The organism is Micromonospora sp. NPDC002717 (genome assembly GCF_040295705.1).
In the GTDB taxonomy this organism is placed as follows: domain Bacteria; phylum Actinomycetota; class Actinomycetes; order Mycobacteriales; family Micromonosporaceae; genus Micromonospora.
Genome location: NZ_JBEOVW010000003.1, coordinates 39,417 through 58,636 on the forward strand (window position 1 = coordinate 39,417; position 19,220 = coordinate 58,636).

At 73.4% G+C, this 19,220-nt stretch carries 15 protein-coding genes and 1 tRNA gene; 7 read left to right on the plus strand and 9 right to left on the minus strand.

Annotated elements, in window-relative coordinates:
• Nucleotides 1-74: 74 nt before the first annotated feature.
• The 5 genes from ABT006_RS06605 to argS form a co-directional block, all read right to left on the minus strand.
• On the minus strand, nucleotides 75-3,350 hold the full coding sequence (locus tag ABT006_RS06605) for an efflux RND transporter permease subunit (protein WP_350703630.1): 3,276 nt from the start codon (nucleotides 3,348-3,350) through the stop codon (nucleotides 75-77).
• A gap of 126 nt (nucleotides 3,351-3,476) precedes the next feature.
• Nucleotides 3,477-4,526: a threonine synthase gene (gene thrC, locus ABT006_RS06610; RefSeq protein ID WP_350703632.1), complete on the minus strand. Its 1,050-nt coding sequence runs from the start codon at nucleotides 4,524-4,526 to the stop codon at nucleotides 3,477-3,479.
• A 116-nt stretch (nucleotides 4,527-4,642) separates the two neighbouring features.
• Nucleotides 4,643-5,956: a homoserine dehydrogenase gene (locus ABT006_RS06615; protein WP_350704138.1), complete on the minus strand. Its 1,314-nt coding sequence runs from the start codon at nucleotides 5,954-5,956 to the stop codon at nucleotides 4,643-4,645.
• Nucleotides 5,957-5,964: 8 nt separating this feature from the next.
• On the minus strand, nucleotides 5,965-7,350 hold the full coding sequence (gene lysA, locus ABT006_RS06620; protein ID WP_350703634.1) for a diaminopimelate decarboxylase: 1,386 nt from the start codon (nucleotides 7,348-7,350) through the stop codon (nucleotides 5,965-5,967).
• A 1-nt stretch (nucleotide 7,351) separates the two neighbouring features.
• Complete coding sequence (gene argS, locus ABT006_RS06625; RefSeq protein WP_350703636.1) at nucleotides 7,352-9,016, minus strand: arginine--tRNA ligase; 1,665 nt, start codon at nucleotides 9,014-9,016, stop codon at nucleotides 7,352-7,354.
• Between the two features lie 100 nt (nucleotides 9,017-9,116).
• On the opposite strand from argS, the gene ABT006_RS06630 reads away from it, so the two are divergent.
• From ABT006_RS06630 to ABT006_RS06645, 4 genes are all read left to right on the plus strand, one after another.
• Nucleotides 9,117-9,950, plus strand: coding sequence for a thioredoxin-like domain-containing protein (locus ABT006_RS06630; protein ID WP_350703638.1), 834 nt, complete (start codon nucleotides 9,117-9,119; stop codon nucleotides 9,948-9,950).
• 8 nt (nucleotides 9,951-9,958) lie between these two features.
• The gene (locus ABT006_RS06635; protein WP_466024104.1) at nucleotides 9,959-10,624 is read left to right on the plus strand and encodes a DUF305 domain-containing protein; all 666 of its coding nucleotides are present in this window, start codon (nucleotides 9,959-9,961) and stop codon (nucleotides 10,622-10,624) included.
• Nucleotides 10,625-10,833: 209 nt separating this feature from the next.
• Nucleotides 10,834-11,526, plus strand: a complete 693-nt coding sequence (locus ABT006_RS06640; RefSeq protein WP_350704142.1) for a winged helix-turn-helix domain-containing protein — start codon at nucleotides 10,834-10,836, stop codon at nucleotides 11,524-11,526.
• 192 nt (nucleotides 11,527-11,718) lie between these two features.
• Nucleotides 11,719-11,793: transfer RNA gene (locus ABT006_RS06645), tRNA-Arg, on the plus strand.
• Nucleotides 11,794-12,417: 624 nt separating this feature from the next.
• On the opposite strand, the gene ABT006_RS06650 is transcribed toward ABT006_RS06645, so the two are convergent.
• Nucleotides 12,418-12,939, minus strand: coding sequence for a hypothetical protein (locus ABT006_RS06650; RefSeq protein WP_350703640.1), 522 nt, complete (start codon nucleotides 12,937-12,939; stop codon nucleotides 12,418-12,420).
• A 354-nt stretch (nucleotides 12,940-13,293) separates the two neighbouring features.
• Nucleotides 13,294-13,797 (minus strand): anthrone oxygenase family protein, encoded by a 504-nt coding sequence (locus tag ABT006_RS06655; RefSeq protein ID WP_350703642.1) that lies wholly within the window; start codon nucleotides 13,795-13,797, stop codon nucleotides 13,294-13,296.
• A gap of 243 nt (nucleotides 13,798-14,040) precedes the next feature.
• Between ABT006_RS06655 and ABT006_RS06660 the strand changes: the two genes are divergently transcribed.
• Both ABT006_RS06660 and ABT006_RS06665 read left to right on the plus strand, forming a co-directional pair.
• Nucleotides 14,041-15,186, plus strand: a complete 1,146-nt coding sequence (locus ABT006_RS06660) for a sensor histidine kinase (RefSeq protein ID WP_350703644.1) — start codon at nucleotides 14,041-14,043, stop codon at nucleotides 15,184-15,186.
• Nucleotides 15,183-15,845 (plus strand): response regulator, encoded by a 663-nt coding sequence (locus tag ABT006_RS06665; RefSeq protein ID WP_350703645.1) that lies wholly within the window; start codon nucleotides 15,183-15,185, stop codon nucleotides 15,843-15,845. Before ABT006_RS06660 ends, ABT006_RS06665 begins: the two co-directional genes overlap by 4 nt.
• A 158-nt stretch (nucleotides 15,846-16,003) precedes the next feature.
• Here the strand turns inward: ABT006_RS06665 and ABT006_RS06670 are convergent, their stop codons facing one another.
• A complete protein-coding gene (locus ABT006_RS06670) occupies nucleotides 16,004-16,963 on the minus strand; it encodes a DNA polymerase domain-containing protein (protein WP_350703647.1) in 960 nt (319 codons plus the stop codon).
• A gap of 148 nt (nucleotides 16,964-17,111) precedes the next feature.
• Complete coding sequence (locus ABT006_RS06675) at nucleotides 17,112-18,569, minus strand: MFS transporter (RefSeq protein ID WP_350703648.1); 1,458 nt, start codon at nucleotides 18,567-18,569, stop codon at nucleotides 17,112-17,114.
• A gap of 77 nt (nucleotides 18,570-18,646) precedes the next feature.
• On the opposite strand from ABT006_RS06675, the gene ABT006_RS06680 reads away from it, so the two are divergent.
• Entirely contained in the window at nucleotides 18,647-19,078 is a 432-nt protein-coding gene (locus tag ABT006_RS06680; protein ID WP_350703650.1) for a winged helix-turn-helix transcriptional regulator, read from the plus strand.
• The last annotated feature ends 142 nt before the right edge of the window (nucleotides 19,079-19,220 follow it).

The following is a 19,220-nucleotide window of genomic DNA, read 5'->3' on the forward strand; positions in this document are numbered from 1 at the left end:
CGGCGGGTACCTGACCGAACGCGGACGCCCCCGGCGGGCGGTACCGGCCGGGGGCGTCCACGGGCGTACGGGCGTTACTCGGCCGGCGGCAGCGGCGACCTGCGGCTCTTCGGCAGCCGCAGCACCTCGAACTGGTCCGTGCCGTCCACCAGCGCGGCCGACGGCGCCGGCCGGGCGGCCCCCTCCGCGCCGGCCGACGGCGCCGCGGGCACCGGGACCGGCTCGCCGGCCCGCTCCGTCCCGGCGTCCCGGACGCCGGCGGCGGGGGCCGCCGGAGTCGCGCCGCCGGACCGGTTCGCCCGCCAGGAGCGGATGCTCTCCTTGGCGTGCTCCACCATCGTGTAGAGCGTCGGCACCAGGATCAGGGTGAGCAGCGTCGAGCTGAGCAGACCGCCGATCACCACGATCGCCAGCGGCTTGGAGATGAAGCCGCCCTCCCCGGTGAGGCCGAACGCCATCGGCAGCAGCGCGAAGATGGTGGCGACCGCGGTCATCAGGATCGGCCGCAGCCGGCGCCGGCCGCCCTCGACCACCGCCTCCCGGACCCCCATGCCCTGCGCCCGGTACTGGTTGATCAGGTCGAGCAGCACGATCGCGTTGGTCACCACGATGCCGACCAGCATGAGCACGCCGATCAGCGCCGGCACGCCCAGCGGGGTGCCGGTGGCCAGCAGCAGGCCGATCGCGCCGGTCGCCGCGAACGGGATGGAGATCAGCAGGATCAGCGCCTGGGTCAGGCTGCGGAACGTCGCCACCATGATCAGGAAGACGATCGCGATGGCCGCGAGCACGGCCAGGAACAGGTCGGCAAACGCCTCCTCCTGGTCGGCGCTGACGCCGCCGATGGCGAAGGTCGCCCCCGGCACGTCGATGGCGTCCAGCCTCTTCTGCAGCTCCTGGGTGGTGGCGCCGAGGTTGGAGCCGGTGGCCGTACCCGTCACCGAGATGCTGCGCTCACCCTCGATCCGGGTCACCTGCTGCGGCCCCTCGGCCACGGTGACGTCGGCGATGTCGTCCAGCTTCACCCGCCCCACCGGCAGCGCGCGCAGCTCCTCGACGGAGACCGGCACCTTGCCCGCGAACCGCAGCACCACGTCCCGCTGCCCGCCGTCCAGGGTCACCTGGCCCAGCGGCGCGCCCCGGAACGCCTGCGCCACCAGCTGGCCGACGGCGGCCTCGGTGAGCCCGGCCCGGCCGGCGGCGACCCGGTCGACGGTGACGTCGACGCGCGGCACCCGGGTGGCGAGGCTGGTGGAGACGTCCGCCACGCCCGCCACTCCGGCCATCGCCGCCCGGACCTCCTCGGCGGCCCGGTTCAGCGCCTCCGGGTCGGTGGCCTGGACGACCACCTCCAACTGGTTGGCGGCGGCCCCGCCCTGCCCGGCCCCGAAGCTGACCTCGCCGACGGCCGCGCCGAGCGCGTCGATCTCCTCCCGCAGGACCTCCCGCATCTCCTTGGCGTCGGTCTCGCCGCCGAGGGCCAGCGACCAGGTGGCGACGTTGTTGCCGCCGCCCGCGAACGGGTTGTCCCCGCCGCCCGCCGTCACCTGGTACGTCTCGATGCCGTCGGTCCGCTCCAGCACCGCCTCGATCTGGCGGGCCGCCGCGTCGGTGCCGGCCAGCCCGGTGCCCGCCGGCAGCTCCTGCGTCATGCTCAGCGTGTCCTGGCCGGAGTCGTCGATGAAGTTGGTCTCCAGCTGACGGGACAGGCCGAACGTGCCGAACAGCACGAGCACGCCGATCCCCAGGGTGATCCAGCGGGTGGCCCGCTTGCGGGTGGCGAACCCGATCACCGGCAGGTACGCCCGCTGCAACGGGCTGCGCAGCTCCTTCTCCTCCGCCGCCCGGCGCACCGCGGCGTCGTCCACCGTGCCGCCGGAGGGCTTGAGGAACCAGTACGCGAGCACCGGGATGACGGTCAGCGAGACCAGCAGCGAGGCGAGCAGGGCCACGGTGACGGTGATCGCGAACGGCGCGAAAAGCTGCCCGACGAAGCCGCCCACCAGCGCGATCGGCGCGAAGACGGCCACCGTGGTGAGGGTGGACGCGGTCACCGCGCCGGCCACCTCGCGGACGGCGGCGAGGATCGCCTCGCGCTTCGGCTCGCCGTACTCCAGGTGCCGCTTGATGTTCTCCAGGACGACGATCGAGTCGTCGACCACCCGGCCGACCGCGATGGTGAGCGCGCCGAGGGTGAGCAGGTTCAGCGAGTAGTCGCCGATCCAGAGCGCGATCAGGGCGACCACCACCGAGAGCGGGATGGAGACGGCGGTGACCACGGTGGAGCGGATCGACAGCAGGAAGACCAGGATGACGATGACGGCCATGACCAGGCCCAGCAGGCCCTCCGTGGTCAGGCTCTCGATGGACTTCTCGACGAACGGCGCCTGGTCGAAGACCACGGTCAGCTCGGCGCCGGAGGCCTCCCGCAGCTCGGCCAGCCGGTCCCGGATCTCGTGGGAGATCTCCACCGCGTTGCCGTCGGGGGCCGCGGTGACGGCGATGCCGAGGCTGTCCCTGCCGTTGGTCCGGGTGAGCGCGGTGGCCGGGGCGAGCTGCTGCTCGACGGTGGCCACGTCGCCGAGGCGGACCGGGGCGGCCTTCCCCGCCGCCGGCGCGACGACGATGCCGCGCAGGTCGTCCAGCGTGGCGAGCGGGGTACCCACCTGCACCGGCAGCGCCCGGGTGCCGTCGGCCACCACGCCGGCCGGCACCGTCACGCCGTTGGTCTTCAGCGCGGCGCCGATCGCGGCCGGCTGGAGCTTCGTCGCGGCCAGCTTCGCCGGATTCGGGGTGACGACCACGACGTCGTCCCGGGCGCCGGTCACGTCGACCGACCGGACCCCCTCGATCGCCTCCAGCTCCGGCACGACCGCGCCACGCAGCTTCTCCGCGAGGGCGCGCTGGTCGGCGCCGCCGGACGCGGCGAGCACCACGGCGGGCAGGTCGTCCGTGCTGCCGGCGATGACCTGCGGGTCGACCCCCTCCGGCAGTTGCGTGTCGATCCGGTTGAGCGCGGTCTCCATCTTGTTGACCACGTCGTCCAGGTCGGTGCCGAACTCGTACTGCACCTGGACGGTCGTCGAGCCCTCGCGCGAGGTCGAGGTGACCCGGTCCAGGCCGGGGATGCCCTGGAGGCTGTTCTCGATCGGCTCGGTGACCTGCGACTCGACGACCTCCGGGCCGGCGCCCGGGTACGCCGCCACGATGAACGCGGCCGGGAACTCCAGCGACGGCAGGAGTTGCTGCTTCAGCGACGGCACGGCGAACGCTCCGAACGCCGTGGTCACCACCGCGATGAGGGCGATCAGCCCTCGATTGGCGAGGCTGAATCTGGCGAGCACCGACATCGGCGTGGCTCACTCCTGGAGAGAGAACGGTTGCGGGGCGGAAGAAGTCTCCCGCACCCGCTGCGGCGCACACCGGCCGCCCCCGCTCCCGGTCCCGCCCACAGGACGGGCGGGACCAGGCGTGGTTCAGGCCAGGTCGAGCGAGCGGGCGGCGGCCAGCGGGTCGTTGGCGATGGTGATCGGAGCGGGAGCGGTGGAGATGGCCCACTCCGGGTCCTTCAGGCCGTGCCCGGTGACCGTGCAGACGACCGTCGAGCCGGCCGGGATCCTGCCGGCGGCGGCCTGCTGGAGCAGGCCGGCCACGCTGGCCGCGCTGCCCAGCTCGACGAAGACCCCGACCTCGCGGGCCAGCAGCCGGTACGCGGCCAGGATCTCCCGGTCGGTGACGGCGGCGATCAGGCCGCCGGAGGAGTCCCGGGCGTCCAGCGCCCTGGTCCAGCTCGCCGGGTTGCCGATCCGGATCGCGGTGGCGATCGTGGACGGCTCGCGGACCACCTGGCCGGTGACGATCGGCGCCGCGCCGGCCGCCTGGAAGCCGTACATCTTCGGGGCCCGGGTGGCGTTGCCGTCCCGCAGCTCCTCGGAGTAGCCCATCCAGTAGGCGGAGACGTTGCCGGCGTTGCCGACCGGCAGGCAGTGGATGTCGGGCGCGTCGCCGAGCGCCTCGACGATCTCGAACGCGGCCGTCTTCTGGCCGTGCAGCCGGTCGATGTTGACCGAGTTGACCAGGGCGACCGGGTAGTCCTGGGCGAGCTTCGCCGCCAGCGACAGGCAGTCGTCGAAGTTGCCCTGCACCTGGAGCAGCTTCGCGCCGTGCACCAGCGCCTGGGCCAGCTTGCCCAGCGCGATCTTGCCCTGCGGCACGAGCACGGCGCAGGTCAGGCCGGCGCGGGCCGCGTACGCCGCCGCGGAGGCGCTGGTGTTGCCGGTGGAGGCGCAGATGATCGCCTTGTTGCCGGCCTCGACCGCCTTGGAGACCGCGAGCGTCATGCCCCGGTCCTTGAACGAGCCGGTGGGGTTGGCCCCCTCCACCTTCAGGTGGACGTCGCAGCCGAGCCGGGCGGAGAGCACCGGCGCGGGCAGCAGCGGGGTGTTCCCCTCGTGCAGGGTCACGACGGGCGTGACGTCGGTGACCGGCAGCCGGTCCCGGTACGCGTCGATCAGACCCCGCCACATGTCGCTCTCCTCGCTCTACCGCCCCGCTGGGCCGGGGGCACCGTCAGCGTGGACCAGCCTGCCCGGCCCGCCCGCGGCGCACCCGTCGTTAACCACCTGGCGAGACGCGAACGCCGTCACGCCCCGCCCTCGACCCGCAGCACGCTCGCCACCGACCGGACGATCTCCAGCCCGCGCAGCTCGCCGACGGTGGCGGCGAGCGCCGCGTCCGGGGCCACGTGGGTGACGATGACCAGGTCGGCGTCCTCGCCCCGGCCGGCCGCGTCGCCGCCCGCCGGGCCCTGCCGCACGGTGGCGATCGAGACGTCGTGCCGGGCGAAGACGCCGGCCACCGCCTCCAGCACGCCCGGCCGGTCCGCCACGTCCAGGCTGATGTGGTAGCGGGTGAGCGCCTCCCCCATCGGCCGCACCGGCAGGTCGGCGTACGCGGACTCGCTGGCCGAGCGCACCCCGGCGAGCCGGTTGCGGGAGACCGCCACCACGTCGCCGAGGACCGCGCTGGCGGTCGGCGCACCGCCGGCGCCCCGCCCGTAGAACATCAGCTGCCCGGCCGCCTCGGCCTCGACGAAGACCGCGTTGAACGCGTCGCCGACGCTGGCCAGCGGGTGGGTCAGCGGGATCATCGCCGGGTGCACCCGCACGCTGACCGTCTCCCGGCCGGCGGCGTCGGCGCCCCGGGCGGCGATGCAGAGCAGCTTGATGGTGCAGCCCATCGCCTTGGCGCTGGCCACGTCGGCGGCGGTGACCTCGGTGATGCCCTCCCGGTGCACGTCGGCCGCGCCCACCCGGGTGTGGAACGCCAGCGAGGCGAGGATGGCCGCCTTGGCCGCCGCGTCGAAGCCCTCCACGTCGGCGGTCGGGTCGGCCTCGGCGTACCCCAGCTCGGTGGCCTCCTCCAGCGCCTCGGCGAAGCCGGCGCCGGTGGCGTCCATGGCGGAGAGGATGAAGTTGGTGGTGCCGTTGACGATGCCGGTGACGCGGTTGATCCGGTCCCCGTGCAGCGACTCCCGCAGCGGGCGCAGCAGCGGGATCGCCCCGGCGACGGACGCCTCGTAGTAGAGGTCGCCGCCGCCCTCGGCCGCCGCGTCGTGCAGGGCCGCGCCGTCCTCCGCGAGCAGCGCCTTGTTGGCGGTGACCACGCTCTTGCCGGCCCGCAGCGCCTCGACGAGCCAGCTCCGCGCCGGCTCGATGCCGCCGACCACCTCGACCACCACGTCGACGTCGTCGCGCTTGATCAGCCCGAGCGCGTCGGTGGTGAACAGCGCGGGGTCGACCGGGAGGTCGCCCCGGTCGCGGCCGAGACGGCGTACGGCGATGCCGGCGATCTCCAGCGGGGCGCCGATCCGGGCGGCGAGGTCGGCCGACTGCTCGTGCAGCAGCCGGACCACCTCGCTACCGACCGTGCCGCAGCCGAGCAGCGCCAGGCGCACAGGTGACGTCATCCCACATCCAATGCGAGCAGGTCCTCTTCGGTTTCCCGCCGGACGATCAGACGTGCCTGGCCGGCCCGTACCGCGACCACGGGGGGCCGGGGCACGTGGTTGTAGTTGCTGGCCATGCTCCGGCAGTAGGCGCCGGTGCCGGGCACCGCGACAAGATCTCCGGGCTGCACGTCGGCGGGCAGGAATTCATCCTTCACCACGATGTCCCCGGACTCACAATGCTTTCCCACCACGCGGGCGAGCATCGGCTCGGCGGCCGACGCCCGGGAGGCCAGCGTCGCGGAGTAGGACGCGTCGTAGAGCGCGGTGCGGATGTTGTCGCTCATCCCCCCGTCCACGCTCACGTACGTCCGGATCCCGTCCACGTCCTTGACCGTGCCGACCTCGTAGAGGGTGAACACGGCCGGCCCGACGATCGCCCGGCCCGGCTCGATCGACAGGTGCGGCACCGCCAGCCGCTCGGCGGCGCACTCCGACTCGACGATCCGGCGCATCCGCTTCGCCAGGTCCTGTGGCGCGGCCGGGTCGTCCTGGGTCGTGTACGCGATGCCGAAGCCGCCGCCGAGGTCCAGCTCGGGCAGCTCCACCCCGCGCGCGTCGCGGATCTGCGCCTGGAGGCCGAGCACCCGGCGGGCGGAGACCTCGAAGCCGCTGGCGTCGAAGATCTGCGAGCCGATGTGCGAGTGCAGGCCGCGCAGCTCCAGCACGCCCTCGTCGAGCACGCGGAAGGCCGCCTCGGCCGCCGCCCCGCCAGCGAGGGAGAAGCCGAACTTCTGGTCCTCGTGGGCGGTGGCGATGAACTCGTGGGTGTGCGCCTCGACGCCGACGGTGACGCGGATCATCACCTTCGGCCGGACGCCCCGCTCCCGGGCCAGCGCGGTGAGCCGGTCGATCTCGTGGAACGAGTCGAGGATGATCCGCCCGACCCCGGCGTCCAGCGCCCGGGCCAGCTCGCCGACCGACTTGTTGTTGCCGTGGAAGCCGATCCGCTCGGGCGGCATCCCGGCCGACAGCGCGGTGGCCAGCTCGCCACCGGTGCACACGTCGAGGTGCAGGCCCTCCTCGGCGATCATCCGGACCACGGCACGGCAGAGGAACGCCTTGCCCGCGTAGTAGACGTCGACGCCGTCGAAGGCGGTGCGGAAGTCGCGGCAGCGCGAGCGCAGGTCGTCCTCGTCGAGCACGTACACCGCCGTGCCGAACTCGGCCGCGAGGTCGCCGACGCCGAGCCCGGCCACGGTGAGCGTCCCGTCGCCGCCGCGCGCCACGTTGCGCGGCCAGAGCTGCGGCACCAGCGCGTTGACGTCGACCGGCGTACGCAGCCACGCCGGCCCCCGGCTGCCGATGTCCCCGTGCAGGGCACCGGCCTCGTGTGCGCGCATGTCACATCCTCTCGGGGGCGGAGACGCCCAGCAGGCGCAGCCCGTTGGCGATCACGGTACGGGTGGCGTCGTTCAGCCAGAGCCGGGCGCGGTGCAGGTCGGTGGCCTCCTCGTCGCCGCGCGGCAGGATCCGGCACTCGTCGTAGAACCGGTGGTAGGCCCCGGCCAGCTCCTCCAGGTAGCGCGCCACCCGGTGCGGCCCCCGCAGCTCGGCCGCCGTGGCGACCACGGCGGGGAACTCGGCGAGCGCCTTGAGCAGCTCGTTCTCCTTCTCGTGCCCGAGCAGCTCGGGGCGGAACGCCTCGGCGTCGCCCCGGGTCAGCCCCACCTCGGCCGCGTTGCGGCCCACGCTGGCCGTCCGGGCCGCCACGTACTGCACGTAGTAGACCGGGTTGTCGCGGGTGGCCCGGGTCCACAGCTCGACGTCGATGTCGATCGGGGAGTCGCTGGAGTAGCGGGCCAGCGCGTAGCGGGAGGCGTCGACGCCGATCGCGTCGACCAGGTCCTCCAGGGTCACCACGGTGCCGGCCCGCTTGCTCATCCGGACCGGGGCGCCGTCGCGGACCAGGTTGACCATCTGGCCGATCAGGATCTCCAGGTTGCGCTCCGGGTCGTCGCCGAAGCAGGCGGCCATCGCCTTCATCCGGCCGATGTAGCCGTGGTGGTCGGCGCCCAGCATGATCACGACCCGCTCGAAGCCGCGCTCGCGCTTGTCCAGGTAGTAGGCGCAGTCGGCGGCGAAGTACGTCCACTCGCCGTTGGACTTGCGCAGCACCCGGTCCTTGTCGTCGCCGAAGTCGGTGGTGCGCAGCCAGGTCGCGCCCTCGCTCTCGAACACCCGGCCCTGCGCGCGCAGCCGCTCGAGGGCGAGGTCCAGCTCGCCCCGGTCGTGCAGGTCCTTCTCGTTGAAGTAGGTGTCGAACTCCACCCCGAAGCCGCGCAGCGACGACTTGATCTCGGCGAACATCAGCGTGACGCCCTCGGTCCGGAAGACCTCCTGGGCGGCGGCGTCGTCCAGCTCCAGCACGTCCGGGCGGATGCCCCGGACCGCCTCGGCGATCTCGGTGATGTACGCCCCGGCGTAGCCGTCCTCGGGGGCCGGCTCGCCCTTCGCGGCGGCGAGCAGGGAACGGGCGAACCGGTCGATCTGGGAGCCGGCGTCGTTGAAATAGTATTCCGTGCCGACGTCGGCGCCGGTGGCGCGCAGCAGCCGGCTGAGCGCGTCGCCGACGGCCGCCCAGCGGACGCCGCCGATGTGCACCGGGCCGGTCGGGTTCGCCGAGACGAACTCCAGGTTGATCTTCTGGCCGGCGAGCCGCTCGCTGCGGCCGTACTCCTCGCCGGCCTCGACGATCGTCCGGGCGAGCTGGCCGGCGGCGGCCGCGTCGAGCCGGATGTTGAGGAAGCCCGGGCCGGCGATCTCCACCGACTTGACCCCCGGGGCCCGCCCGAGCTGCTCGGCGAGGGCGGTGGCCAGCTCGCGCGGCGGGACGCCCACCTTCTTGCTGAGCTGGAGCGCCAGCGTCGAGGCGTAGTCGCCGTGCTCGGGGTTGCGAGGTCGCTCCACCGCCGTGGAGTCCGGCAGGGCGGAGCGGTCCAGGCCCCGCTCGGTGAAGACGGCGTGGGCTGCGGAGAGGACGACCTCGGCGAGTTCTGCGGGAGTCACCGATCCATGTTATCGGGGGTAGACTCGGTCCCCGCGGCGGCGACCCAGAGTGTGAAACCGGCCCGCCGGATCCCCTGACCGACCGACCTGACGAGGCACGATGAGCATCAGCACTCCGGGCGGCCCCGAGCGCCGCCCGACCACGGTCAGCACCGGCAAGAAGCCGGCGGCGGGCCGGCCGGCCGCGGGCGCCGGCAAGGCCGGGTCCGGCAGCGCCAAGGCCGGGGCCAACGCCAAGGCCGGGGCCGGCAAGCCGACGGGTCCCCGCCCGGGCGCCGGGGGCAAGGGCCGCAAGCCGGTCACCCCGGTGAAGGTGAGCCAGGGCCGCTCCTGGGGCCCCATCGCGCTCTTCGTCGCCGTGGGCGTGCTCGCCGTGTCGATCATCGGGTACGGCGCCTGGGCGTCGTTCCAGGGCGCCAAGCCCTGGGAGGACCGGGCGGCCGACATCCAGGGCATCGTCAACTTCCGCGAGAAGGACAAGGAACTCGTCTCGGGCGGCAACCACCAGACCGGCCCGATCACCTACTCGATCCTGCCGCCGGTGGCCGGCCCGCACAACGCGGCCTGGCAGAACTGCATGGGCGACGTCTACGACGCCCCGGTCGCCAACGAGCACGCGGTGCACAGCCTGGAGCACGGCACGGTGTGGATCACCTATCGCCCCGACCTGCCCGCCGACCAGGTGGCGAAGCTGACCGAGAAGGTGCAGGGCAAGGAGAAGATGATGCTCAGCCCGTTCGAGGGGCTGGACAAGCCGATCTCCCTGCAGGCCTGGGGCTACCAGCTCAAGGTTGACAAGGCCGACGACAGCCGGATCGACGACTTCATCAAGGCGCTGCGGGTCAACGCCTCGATCGAGGGCCCGACCGCGCTGTGCAGCCAGGGCATCACCGCCACCGGCACCGCGCCGCGTGACGGCAACCAGATGGGCTGAGGAGAACGATGAGCACCCCGACCATGATCGATACCGCCGAGCCGGCCAGCCCCGCTCCGGAGGAGGGGCGGCCGTCCGCGCGCCGCTGGGGCACCGCCGCGCTGGCTCTCGCCGTCGTGGTCGGGCTGCTCCTCGGGTACGCGGGCGGCCTGCTGACGCCCGGGTTGACCCGGCCGGGCGAGACCTCGGCGGAGGCGGGCTTCGCCCGGGACATGACGACCCACCACGCGCAGGCGGTGGAGATGGGCCTGGTCGCCTTCGACAGGGGCACGGACCCGGAGGTCCGCAGCATCGGCGGCGACATCGCCACCGCCCAGCAGGGTGAGCTCGGCATCATGCAGGCGTGGCTGCGCTCGTGGGAGCTCGACCCGGCGGGCAGCGAACCGTCGATGTCGTGGATGCCCGACGGCACCGGAATGGTCAAGAACGGGCTGATGCCGGGCATGGCCACCCCCGAGGAGATGGCGAAGCTGCACGCGGCCGAGGGCCGGGAGCTGGACGTCCTGTTCCTGCAAATGATGATCAAGCATCACCTGGGCGGCATCCACATGATCGACGGCATCCTCGAGGCCAGCGACGAGCCCGACGTGGTCCGGACGGCCCAGACCATGAAGAACACCCAGCGCAAGGACCTGACCAACCTCCAGAACGCGCTGAAGCGCCTGGGCGGCTGACCCGCCCCCGCCGCACCGCTCATCCGTCGAGAGGTCCGCGTCGCGCCGGTTCACCCCGGCCGACCCGGGCCTCTCGCCGTTCCCGCCGGAGCCGATGCCCGGTTTGTCGGCATACATCACCTGATGGCCGTACTGACCGATTGCCTCGCTAAGGGAGTTTTCTCCACACATATCGTGACCAGTTGCGATTCGGGCTCGTTGCGCAGGACGTGGGGGTTGCACTGAGAGACGCACGGCGTTCGGTCACCAGCTGGTGCCGACGCCACACCATCGGCGGTGACGGGGCGGTGGCAGCCGTCCGTCGCGGACAGCGGCAGGGCGAGCCGGGAACGCTCAGCCGCGAACAGGAACTCGAACTGATCGACGCCCTGCGGGGCGTCTACCCCGACGAGCTGGGCCTGGACGAGGAGCTGTGGACGCGGCAGAGCCTGCACACCCTCATCCAGCGCCGCTTCGAGCTGCCGATGGACGCCGGGGCGGTCGGGGCGTACCTGCGGGCCTGGGGGTTGGGCCCGCGGGAGCCCCGGGAGCGGGCCTGCGGGCTCTGCGTGGGCGCGGTGGAGCGCTGGGTACGCAGCGAGTACCCGGCCATCACCCGGGCCGCGCAGGAGCACCTCGCCGAGGTCTACTGGATCGGCCGGGTACGCCTGCGCGGCACCATGCCGGCGGCGGACGTCATCTCCGCCGTCTCGTCCCGCGGCCGGGTGCGCTTCATGATCACCACGCCGTCGGTCGACCCGCCGCTCCCCCGCGACTTCGTGCTGCGGCTCAGCGGCGAGGAGCAGCGGACGGTGCACCTGATCGTCGACGGCTCCTGGCCCCGCAACGAGTGGCCCCGCCGGCTGCCCCGCCGCGTCGTGCTGCACCCGCTGCCCAGCTGCGGCCGCGCCGTCGCCGCCTGAGCGGGCGCGGCCGGCCTGACCGGGCCGACCAGCCTGACCGGAGTCGGCCGGCCTGACCGGGCCGACCAGCCTGAGCGGGCCGACCAGTCGTTTCCGGGCCCGCCCGCAGCCGGGCTCGGCGACACGGGCTCGATCATCCGATACCGATTCGGCGTTCCGGGAAGGCGTTTGCTAGTCTTCTCAAGTCGCTGAGCCCCCGTAGCTCAGGGGATAGAGCACCGCCCTCCGGAGGCGGGGGCGCAGGTTCGAATCCTGCCGGGGGCACCACCGATGAGCACCACATAAGGCCGCTGACCAGGGCAATCCGGTCAGCGGCCTTAGTCGTACGTCCGGCCGTCGGCGACGGCGGCGGGCGTCTGTGCCGAAGTTCCGGCGCGGCCCCAGAGCCACGGCCGAATCTCCCGATGCGCTGCCTGAGAGCTACGTCACCGCCGCCGAGGCATTTGGCGTAGACCCTCAGCACCTGCCACGAGACGCGCGCGCCGAGCCGCTGAGCAAGGCGCGGGGGCGTGCGGTGCGACCCGAGGCCTGAAGCATCGAGTGCCCACTGTTCAAGCTCTGCATCTTCACGGCAAAGAAGTGTGGAGGCGCCCCGTCGGGCGTTCGACCCGGTGCGGTCGACCATCGCCGGAGCCCTCGGCACGTCGCCGGTGTCGGGAGCGGCGGCTGGAGTCCCTCCAGGGCCGCCTCGACACCGGGCCGCTGTTCTGCTCCGCGCGTAGGGGCGAGTGACCGCCGCCAGGGCCTCCGACGCCATCGTCATCTCGATGCGGGACGGACTGCGCACCAGCGCCGGGCCACATACCAACCGGGACCGCGCAAGTCTCCGCGGGTGATCCGCCGGCCGACCCGCTTTCGGCGCAACCGGCTGCACACCTGTTTCAGGCAGCGTTACTCGACAAGCCGATCATCAATAAAACGCATCGACTTCAGGATCTTCCCCTCCTCGCTCTTGTCATAAATAGAGTATCTTTTCTGCAGATCTTCATCCGACCAGGTTATCGATACGATCAGATCGTTCTTGTGATGCTCCAGCCGATCCGTGCTCAGGTAACCTTCGTCAGGCTGCCAGTCTCTCGGCAGATCGTCGCTCTCCCGGTAGAAGTACATGTAGAACGCCCTGATCTTGCCGTCTGCCACCTCGGCCTCACCTTCGATGGGGTGAGCCTTGGCGTATCCCTCAACCAACTCTTTCAGTTCCACCAGGTCTTCGGGTGGATTCACGATCATGTAGTGCTTCCTGACAGTCAGGACCCTCTCGTCCGGTCTACCGAAGACCTCCTCCGTGTTGTCGATCTCGAAGATCTTCGTCTCCCCACCTGACTCCTCATTTTTCATACATCCAGACAGGCTCGATGAAAAGAGAAGTGCACCAACAATCAGGGCTAGCACCTTCAGATTGGCCTTGACCACTCAACTCCCCCTCATATGACATTTCATTTCCCGTGAGCACGGATGGGCCGCAGCACGGCTGGCGACGCAGACGGGATCGACAGGGCGGCGGAGTGTCGACGCGACAACGCCGGTCCGCTTCGACCCACCGCACGGCTGTTCGTCGATGGGGACCGCGAGGCATGCCGCGACGGCCACTGCGGCGCGGAGCCGCCATGAACGCGCGGCGAGGATAACGCGATCATGCGCGAGAGAGTACCTATCGGACCATGGTCGCCACAGGGCGAGTGAATCCGCCGGGGGCGGGGTGCCCGGGGGCACACCGAACACGCAACGGGGCGGACGCAGACGCGTCCGCCCCGTTGTCCGTCTCCGTCAGGTCCGTGGCGCGGTGGACCGGGCCCAGCGCAGCAGCGCGGTGAACGCCAGCACGGCGGTCACCGCACCGCCCAACAGGCGCACCCGGTGCCCGGCGACGAACTCCGCGGCGACCTGCCGCAGGTACTCCGGGGAGTGCGTGCCGACCGGGTCGACGAACATGATCTCGTTGCGCGGCCAGAAGAAGAACACGGAGAACAGGAACTCGCAGGCGACGAACACCGCTGCCGCGCCGACGATCCACCAGCGCAGCCGGCGGTCACGCCAGGTGAGCACCGTCGCGGCGAGGGACGCGAGGACGACGGTGGCGCCGAGCGGCGGGAAGTAGTCACTCGGGCCGCCCGCCACCAGGAACTCGCGCGCCCGGTCCAGCGACGCCGGCGGGTCGCCGAAGATGTTCGGGTAGAGCATCACGGTCTCGGCGGCGACGCCGCCGAACGACATCATCGCCGTCCACACGAGAGCGACGAGCACCGCCCAGGTCAGCCTGTTGCGGGTCATGGGTCCTCCTGCCGATCCGTCGCGCCGTTCCGACGCCGTACGCCTGGTCGTCGTCGACGCTAGGCCGGCCGCCGTCGCCGGTCTGCCGCCCAGGAGCGCGAACCCGGCTCGCTTCCGGGCGTGCGCGGACGCCGCCCGGTCGCCCAGCCGCGCGATCGAGGTCGCTTCCCGACGTAGCCGACAGCCGCCGACGGACGCGCCTGGGCGACAGCGCCGGCGCCCGGTTGGTCCTACGCTCGTGGCGTGCCGGTATCCCGCCCCACCCGCGCCGACGGCCTGCTCGGCCTGGCCACCTTCTGCCTGGTCGCGGCGGCCGTGGCCACCGGCGACGCCCCGAGGGCCCCGGCGGCGTACGGATTCGCGGTCGGCTTCGGGGCCCTGCTGCTGGTCGCCCGGTCCTGGCCCGTGCCGGCGCTGCTGGCGACCGCGCTCGGCATCACGGCGTACTACACGCTGGACCTGCCGCCGATCGGCCTGGCCGCGCCGGCCGCCGCCGTCCTGTTCGCGGCGGCGGAGCGGGGCCGCGCGCTGTGGGCGGCGGTGGTCGGCGGGGCGCTGCTGGCGGCGTCGGTGGCGTCGCGGCTCGCCGAGGGCGACGACGCCGGCATCGTCCTGGGCTTCGGCCTCGGGTCCGAGGCTGCGCTGATGCTGGCCGTCGTCGCGCTGGGCGACGCCGTCCGTCACCGGCGCTCGCTGCGGGCCGAGCTGGCCCGGCAGGTGGTCGTGGCCGCCGAGGAGCGGCGGCGGGAGGCCGCCCGGCAGGTCGAGGCCGAGCGGCTGCGCATCGCCAGGGAGGTGCACGACACCCTCGGGCACACGATGTCCGTGGTCACGCTCCAGTCGGCGGTGGCGCAGGAGGCGCTCGCCGACCGGGCACCGGAGCGGGTGGACGTGGCGCTGGCGGCGATCCGGTCGGCGGGCGGCAGCGCGATGGCCGAGCTGCGCGCGACGCTGGGCACCCTGCGCGGCGACGCCGGCGTCCGCCGGCCACCGCCGGGGGTCGACCAGCTCGCCGCCCTGGCGGAGGGCGTCCGCCGCAGCGGGCTCGCCGTCGAGCTGCGCGTCGACGGCGACGTCGGCGCGCTGCCGGCGGTCGTGGGCACGACCGCCTACCGGGTCGTGCAGGAGGCGTTGACCAACGCGCTGCGGCACGCGCGGGCCACGAGGGTCGACGTCACCGTCCGGGCGACCGGCTCCCACCTGACGCTGGAGGTCGTCGACGACGGCCAGGGCGCCGCCGCGCCGCCCGGGGAGGGCGGCGGGAGCCAGGGGCTGCGCGGGATGTCCGAGCGGGTCGCCCTGCTCGGCGGGACCGTCCACACCGGCACCGCCGGGACGGGCGGCTTCCGGGTGTCCATCCGCCTGCCGCTGTCCGGGCCCCGGCCGTGACCCCCCTGCGCGTCGTCCTCGTCGACGACCAGCACCTCATCCGTGCCGGGCTCCGCGCGCTGCTCGAACGCGACCCGGACATCGCCGTCGTCGCCGAGGCCGCCGACGGCGCCGCCGGCCTGGCCGCCGTCCGGGCCCACCGGCCGGACGTCGTCCTCATGGACATCCGTATGCCGGGCACCGACGGCATCGAGGCCACCCGGCGCATCCTGACCGACCCGGGCCTCGCCGACGTACAGGTGGTCATGCTGACCACCTTCGACGACGACGAGTACCTCTTCGACGCCATCCGCGCCGGGGCGGCCGGGTTCCTGCTCAAGGACACCGCGCCCGACGCCCTGCGCGCCGCCGTACGCACCGTGGCCGGCGGGGACGCGCTGCTGTCGCCCGCCGTCACCCGCCGGGTGCTCGCCGCCGCCGCCCGCTCCCCCGCACCCGACGGCGCCCGGCTCGCCGGGCTCACCGAGCGGGAACGCGACGTCCTCGCCCAGGTCGGCACCGGGCGGTCCAACGCGGAGATCGGCGCCGCGCTGCACCTCAGCCCGGACACCGCCCGCACCTACGTCAGTCGCCTGCTCGCCAAGCTGCACGCCCGCGACCGGTCCCAGCTAGTCGTGATCGCCTACGAGAGCGGGCTCGTCCGACCCGGCGAGCGGTAGCGCCACGCCGACGACACTCCAGCCGGCCGCCGGGCTCCGCGCCGGCGACGAACCTCAGGCCGGCCGCCAGGGCTCCAGCCGGCCGCCAGGGCTCCAGCCGCGCCGGCCGACGACGGACCTTCGGCCGGCCGCCGCTCACCGGCGCCGCGGCGCGTACGTCAGCCGGCGGCGCGACGGGCGCGGGCCCGGCGCTTGCCCTCGTGCATGGCCTGCACCCGCGCGATCGGGATGGTGTGCCCCTCCGCGACCAGGTCCGCCGGGAGCTGCTGCGGCGCGGGCATCCGCTCGGCCCACGGGTCGCGGTCGGCGACCAGCGCCGGGACGGTGCGGATCGTGAAGTCCGCCGGGGCGACGTCGCCCAGGTCGGCCCAGTCCACCGGGAACGACACCGGCACCCCCGGCCGCAGCCGGGGGCTGTAGGCGGCCACCACGGTCGCCCCGCCGGCCCGCGTCGAGTCCACGAACACCTTGCCGCCCCGGTCCTCGCGGATGAAGGCGGTGGTGGCCAGCGCCGGGTCCAGCCGTTCGGCGCGGGCGGCGACGGCCCGGGTGGCGGCGGCCATGTCCTCCACGGCGGCGCCCGCCGCGACCGGCACGAAGACGTGCACGCCCTTGGCACCGCTGGTCTTGACCGCGCCGGTGAGCCCGGCGTCGGCGAGCGCCTGCCGGACCAGCAGGGCGGCGGCCACCGCCAGCCCGAACGAGTCCCCCTCGGGCGGGTCGAGGTCGAGCACCAGGTGGGTGGGGCGGTGCAGGTCGTCCACCGTGGCCAGGGTGGGGTGGTACTCCACGGCGCGCTGGTTGGCGAACCAGAGCAGGGTGCGCCGGTCGTCGCAGAGCGCGTACGAGACCTCGCGGTGGGACGCCTCGGCCCAGACGGAGGTGCGGCGCACCCACTCCGGGGTGTACTTCGGCAGGTTCTTCTGCATGAACGCCGGCTGTCCGGGCCGGACCCGGATCACCGACAGCGGCCGGCCGCGCAGCGGCGGCAGGATCCGCTCGTGGACGGCGTCGAGGTAGTCGACCAGGTCCCGCTTGGTCGCGTCGTCGCCGTCGGACAGCGGCTGGTCGAGGTTGGTCAGCGACACGCCGTCCCGGGTCTCGTCAGCGCGGCTCATCCGACCACCTTCCCGGCCCGGCGGCCGGCGGTCAACCGGACGCGGCGGTGTGCTCCCCGACGAAACGGGTCGCCGCCGCTCCCGTGGCGCGCGATCTTGCACTTCCTGCCCCCACGAAAGGAGACAGGTCACGCACCGTCGTAGCCGGTCAGGCGGCCGACCGGCGGGCCAGGGCCGGCTCGGCGGCCGGCCGGCTGACCGGGGCGGGCCGGCGCCGGAGGGCGACCACGGCGACCAGGAGGGCGGCCGCGACGAGGGCGGCGGCCACGGTGAACGCGGTCCGGTAGCCGGCGGCGAGCGCGTCGGCCTCGGCCCAGCCGACGTCCCGCAGGCCGTCCGTGCGGCTGGCGGCCAGCGTGGCGAGCACGGCCAGCCCGAGCGCGCCGCCGACCTGCTGGGTGGTGTTGACCAACCCGGAGGCCAGCCCGGCGTCGGCCGGGTCGGCGCCGGTCATCGCCAGCGTGGTGACCGCCGGCAGGGTGAGCCCGCCGGCGACGCCGAAGAGGAGCATCGACGGGAGCACGTCGGGCAGGTAACCACCGTCGACCGGGAGCCGGGCCAGCAGCAGGAACGCGGCCACCGCCAGCGCGAGCCCGGTGACCAGCAGCGCCCGCGCGCCGTACCGGGTGATCAGCCGGCCCGCGAGGCCGAGCGAGACCACCGCGATCGTCACCGGCGTGGGCAGGAAGGCCAGCCCGGTGGCCGTCGGGTCGAGATCCAGGACGAGCTGGAGTTCCAGCGCGAGCAGGAACTGGAAGCCGAAGAACGCGGCGACCATGAGGAACTGCACGACGTTGGCGGCGACCAGGTCGGGGGTGCGCAGCACCCGCGGCGGCAGCAGCGGGGTCCCGGTCGACCGCTGCCGCAGCGCGAACGCCGCGAGCAGGGCCACCGCGAGCGCGGCGGCGCCGAGCGTCCGGGCCGAGGCCCAGCCGTGCTCGCCGGTGCCGACGATCGCCAGCACGGCGAGCATCAGGCCCCCGGTGACCAGCGCCGCGCCGAGCAGGTCCAGGCCGGCGCGCAGGCCGACGCCGGGGTCGGCGTCGAGCAGGCGTACGGCGGCCAGCAGGATCAGCAGCCCGATCGGCAGGTTGACCGCGAAGATGGCGGGCCAGCCGGCCAGGTCGGTGAGCACGCCCCCGGCCAGCATGCCGATCGACGCCCCGGCGGCTCCGGTGAAGCTGAAGACCGCGATCGCGCGTGCCCGCTCGGCGGGCTCCGGGAAGAGCCGGACGATCATGCCGAGGCTCACCGCCATGGTGAGCGCCCCGCCGACGCCCTGGAGGAAGCGGGCCACGACCAGCACCTCCGGGCCGGTCGCCACCGCGCAGAACAGCGAGGCCACGGTGAACAGCGCGACGCCGGCCAGGAAGACCGCCCGCCGGCCGAGCAGGTCGCCGAGGCGTCCGGCGAGCAGCAGCAGCCCGCCGAAGGCGACGAGGTACGCGTTGACCACCCAGGCCAGGCCGGTCGCGGTGAAGCCCAGGTCCCGCTGGATGGCGGGCAGCGCCACCGCGACGATGCTGCCGTCCAGGATGATCATCAGGCTGCCGGCGCAGAGCACGAGCAGCGCCGGCCAGCGGTATTCGACGGTACGGGTGGACACGGACGCCTCCTAGGTGCACGGTTTGTTACCAGAGCCATCTTCTGTGACCATGAGGCGGAGCGTAAGGAGGCACTTTCATGTCCCAGGGGAACACCGATGTGCCCGTGGACGGGGTCCAGGCGTGCGCGGCCGGCGACGCGCCCTTCACCCCCGGCCAGGCCAGGGCGTGCACCGTCCGCGAGGTGCTCGACCGGGTGGGTGGCAAGTGGAGCATCGGCATCCTGGTCGCCGCCTCCCAGGGGCCGGTGCGCTTCACCGAGTTGGAGCGCACGGTGGAGGGGATCAGCCGCCGGATGCTCACCCTGACCCTGCGCAACCTGGAACGCGACGGCCTGCTGCGCCGGACGGTCTATCCGACCGTGCCGCCGAAGGTGGAGTACACCGCCACCCCCATGGCGCTGGAGCTCTACGACTCGCTCGTCGCCCTGACCAACTGGGCCGAGCGGCACCGCACCGCGATCGCCGACGCGCGCGACGCGTACGACCGGGCGCACGGCGAGGCGGGCTAGGCGACGACCCTGGCCCGTCCGGCGCCCGCTGAACCTCGGCCGGACCGGCGCCGGAGGGCGTCGGCCCGCGGCACACCCCGACGGCCTGTGGGGAACGCCACGCCTTCGATCTGACCGATCGGTCAGGCTCTGACCGATCGGT

What these genes read in the sequence shown, in the direction of transcription:
- ABT006_RS06605 (WP_350703630.1), bottom strand. Translation starts at nt 3,350, where the DNA reads ATGTCGGTGCTCGCCAGATTCAGCCTCGCCAATCGAGGGCTGATCGCC.
- thrC (WP_350703632.1), bottom strand. Translation starts at nt 4,526, where the DNA reads ATGTGGCGGGGTCTGATCGACGCGTACCGGGACCGGCTGCCGGTCACC.
- lysA (WP_350703634.1), bottom strand. Translation starts at nt 7,350, where the DNA reads ATGCGCGCACACGAGGCCGGTGCCCTGCACGGGGACATCGGCAGCCGG.
- ABT006_RS06630 (WP_350703638.1), top strand. Translation starts at nt 9,117, where the DNA reads ATGAGCATCAGCACTCCGGGCGGCCCCGAGCGCCGCCCGACCACGGTC.
- ABT006_RS06635 (WP_466024104.1), top strand. Translation starts at nt 9,959, where the DNA reads ATGAGCACCCCGACCATGATCGATACCGCCGAGCCGGCCAGCCCCGCT.
- ABT006_RS06655 (WP_350703642.1), bottom strand. Translation starts at nt 13,797, where the DNA reads ATGACCCGCAACAGGCTGACCTGGGCGGTGCTCGTCGCTCTCGTGTGG.
- ABT006_RS06670 (WP_350703647.1), bottom strand. Translation starts at nt 16,963, where the DNA reads ATGAGCCGCGCTGACGAGACCCGGGACGGCGTGTCGCTGACCAACCTC.
- ABT006_RS06680 (WP_350703650.1), top strand. Translation starts at nt 18,647, where the DNA reads ATGTCCCAGGGGAACACCGATGTGCCCGTGGACGGGGTCCAGGCGTGC.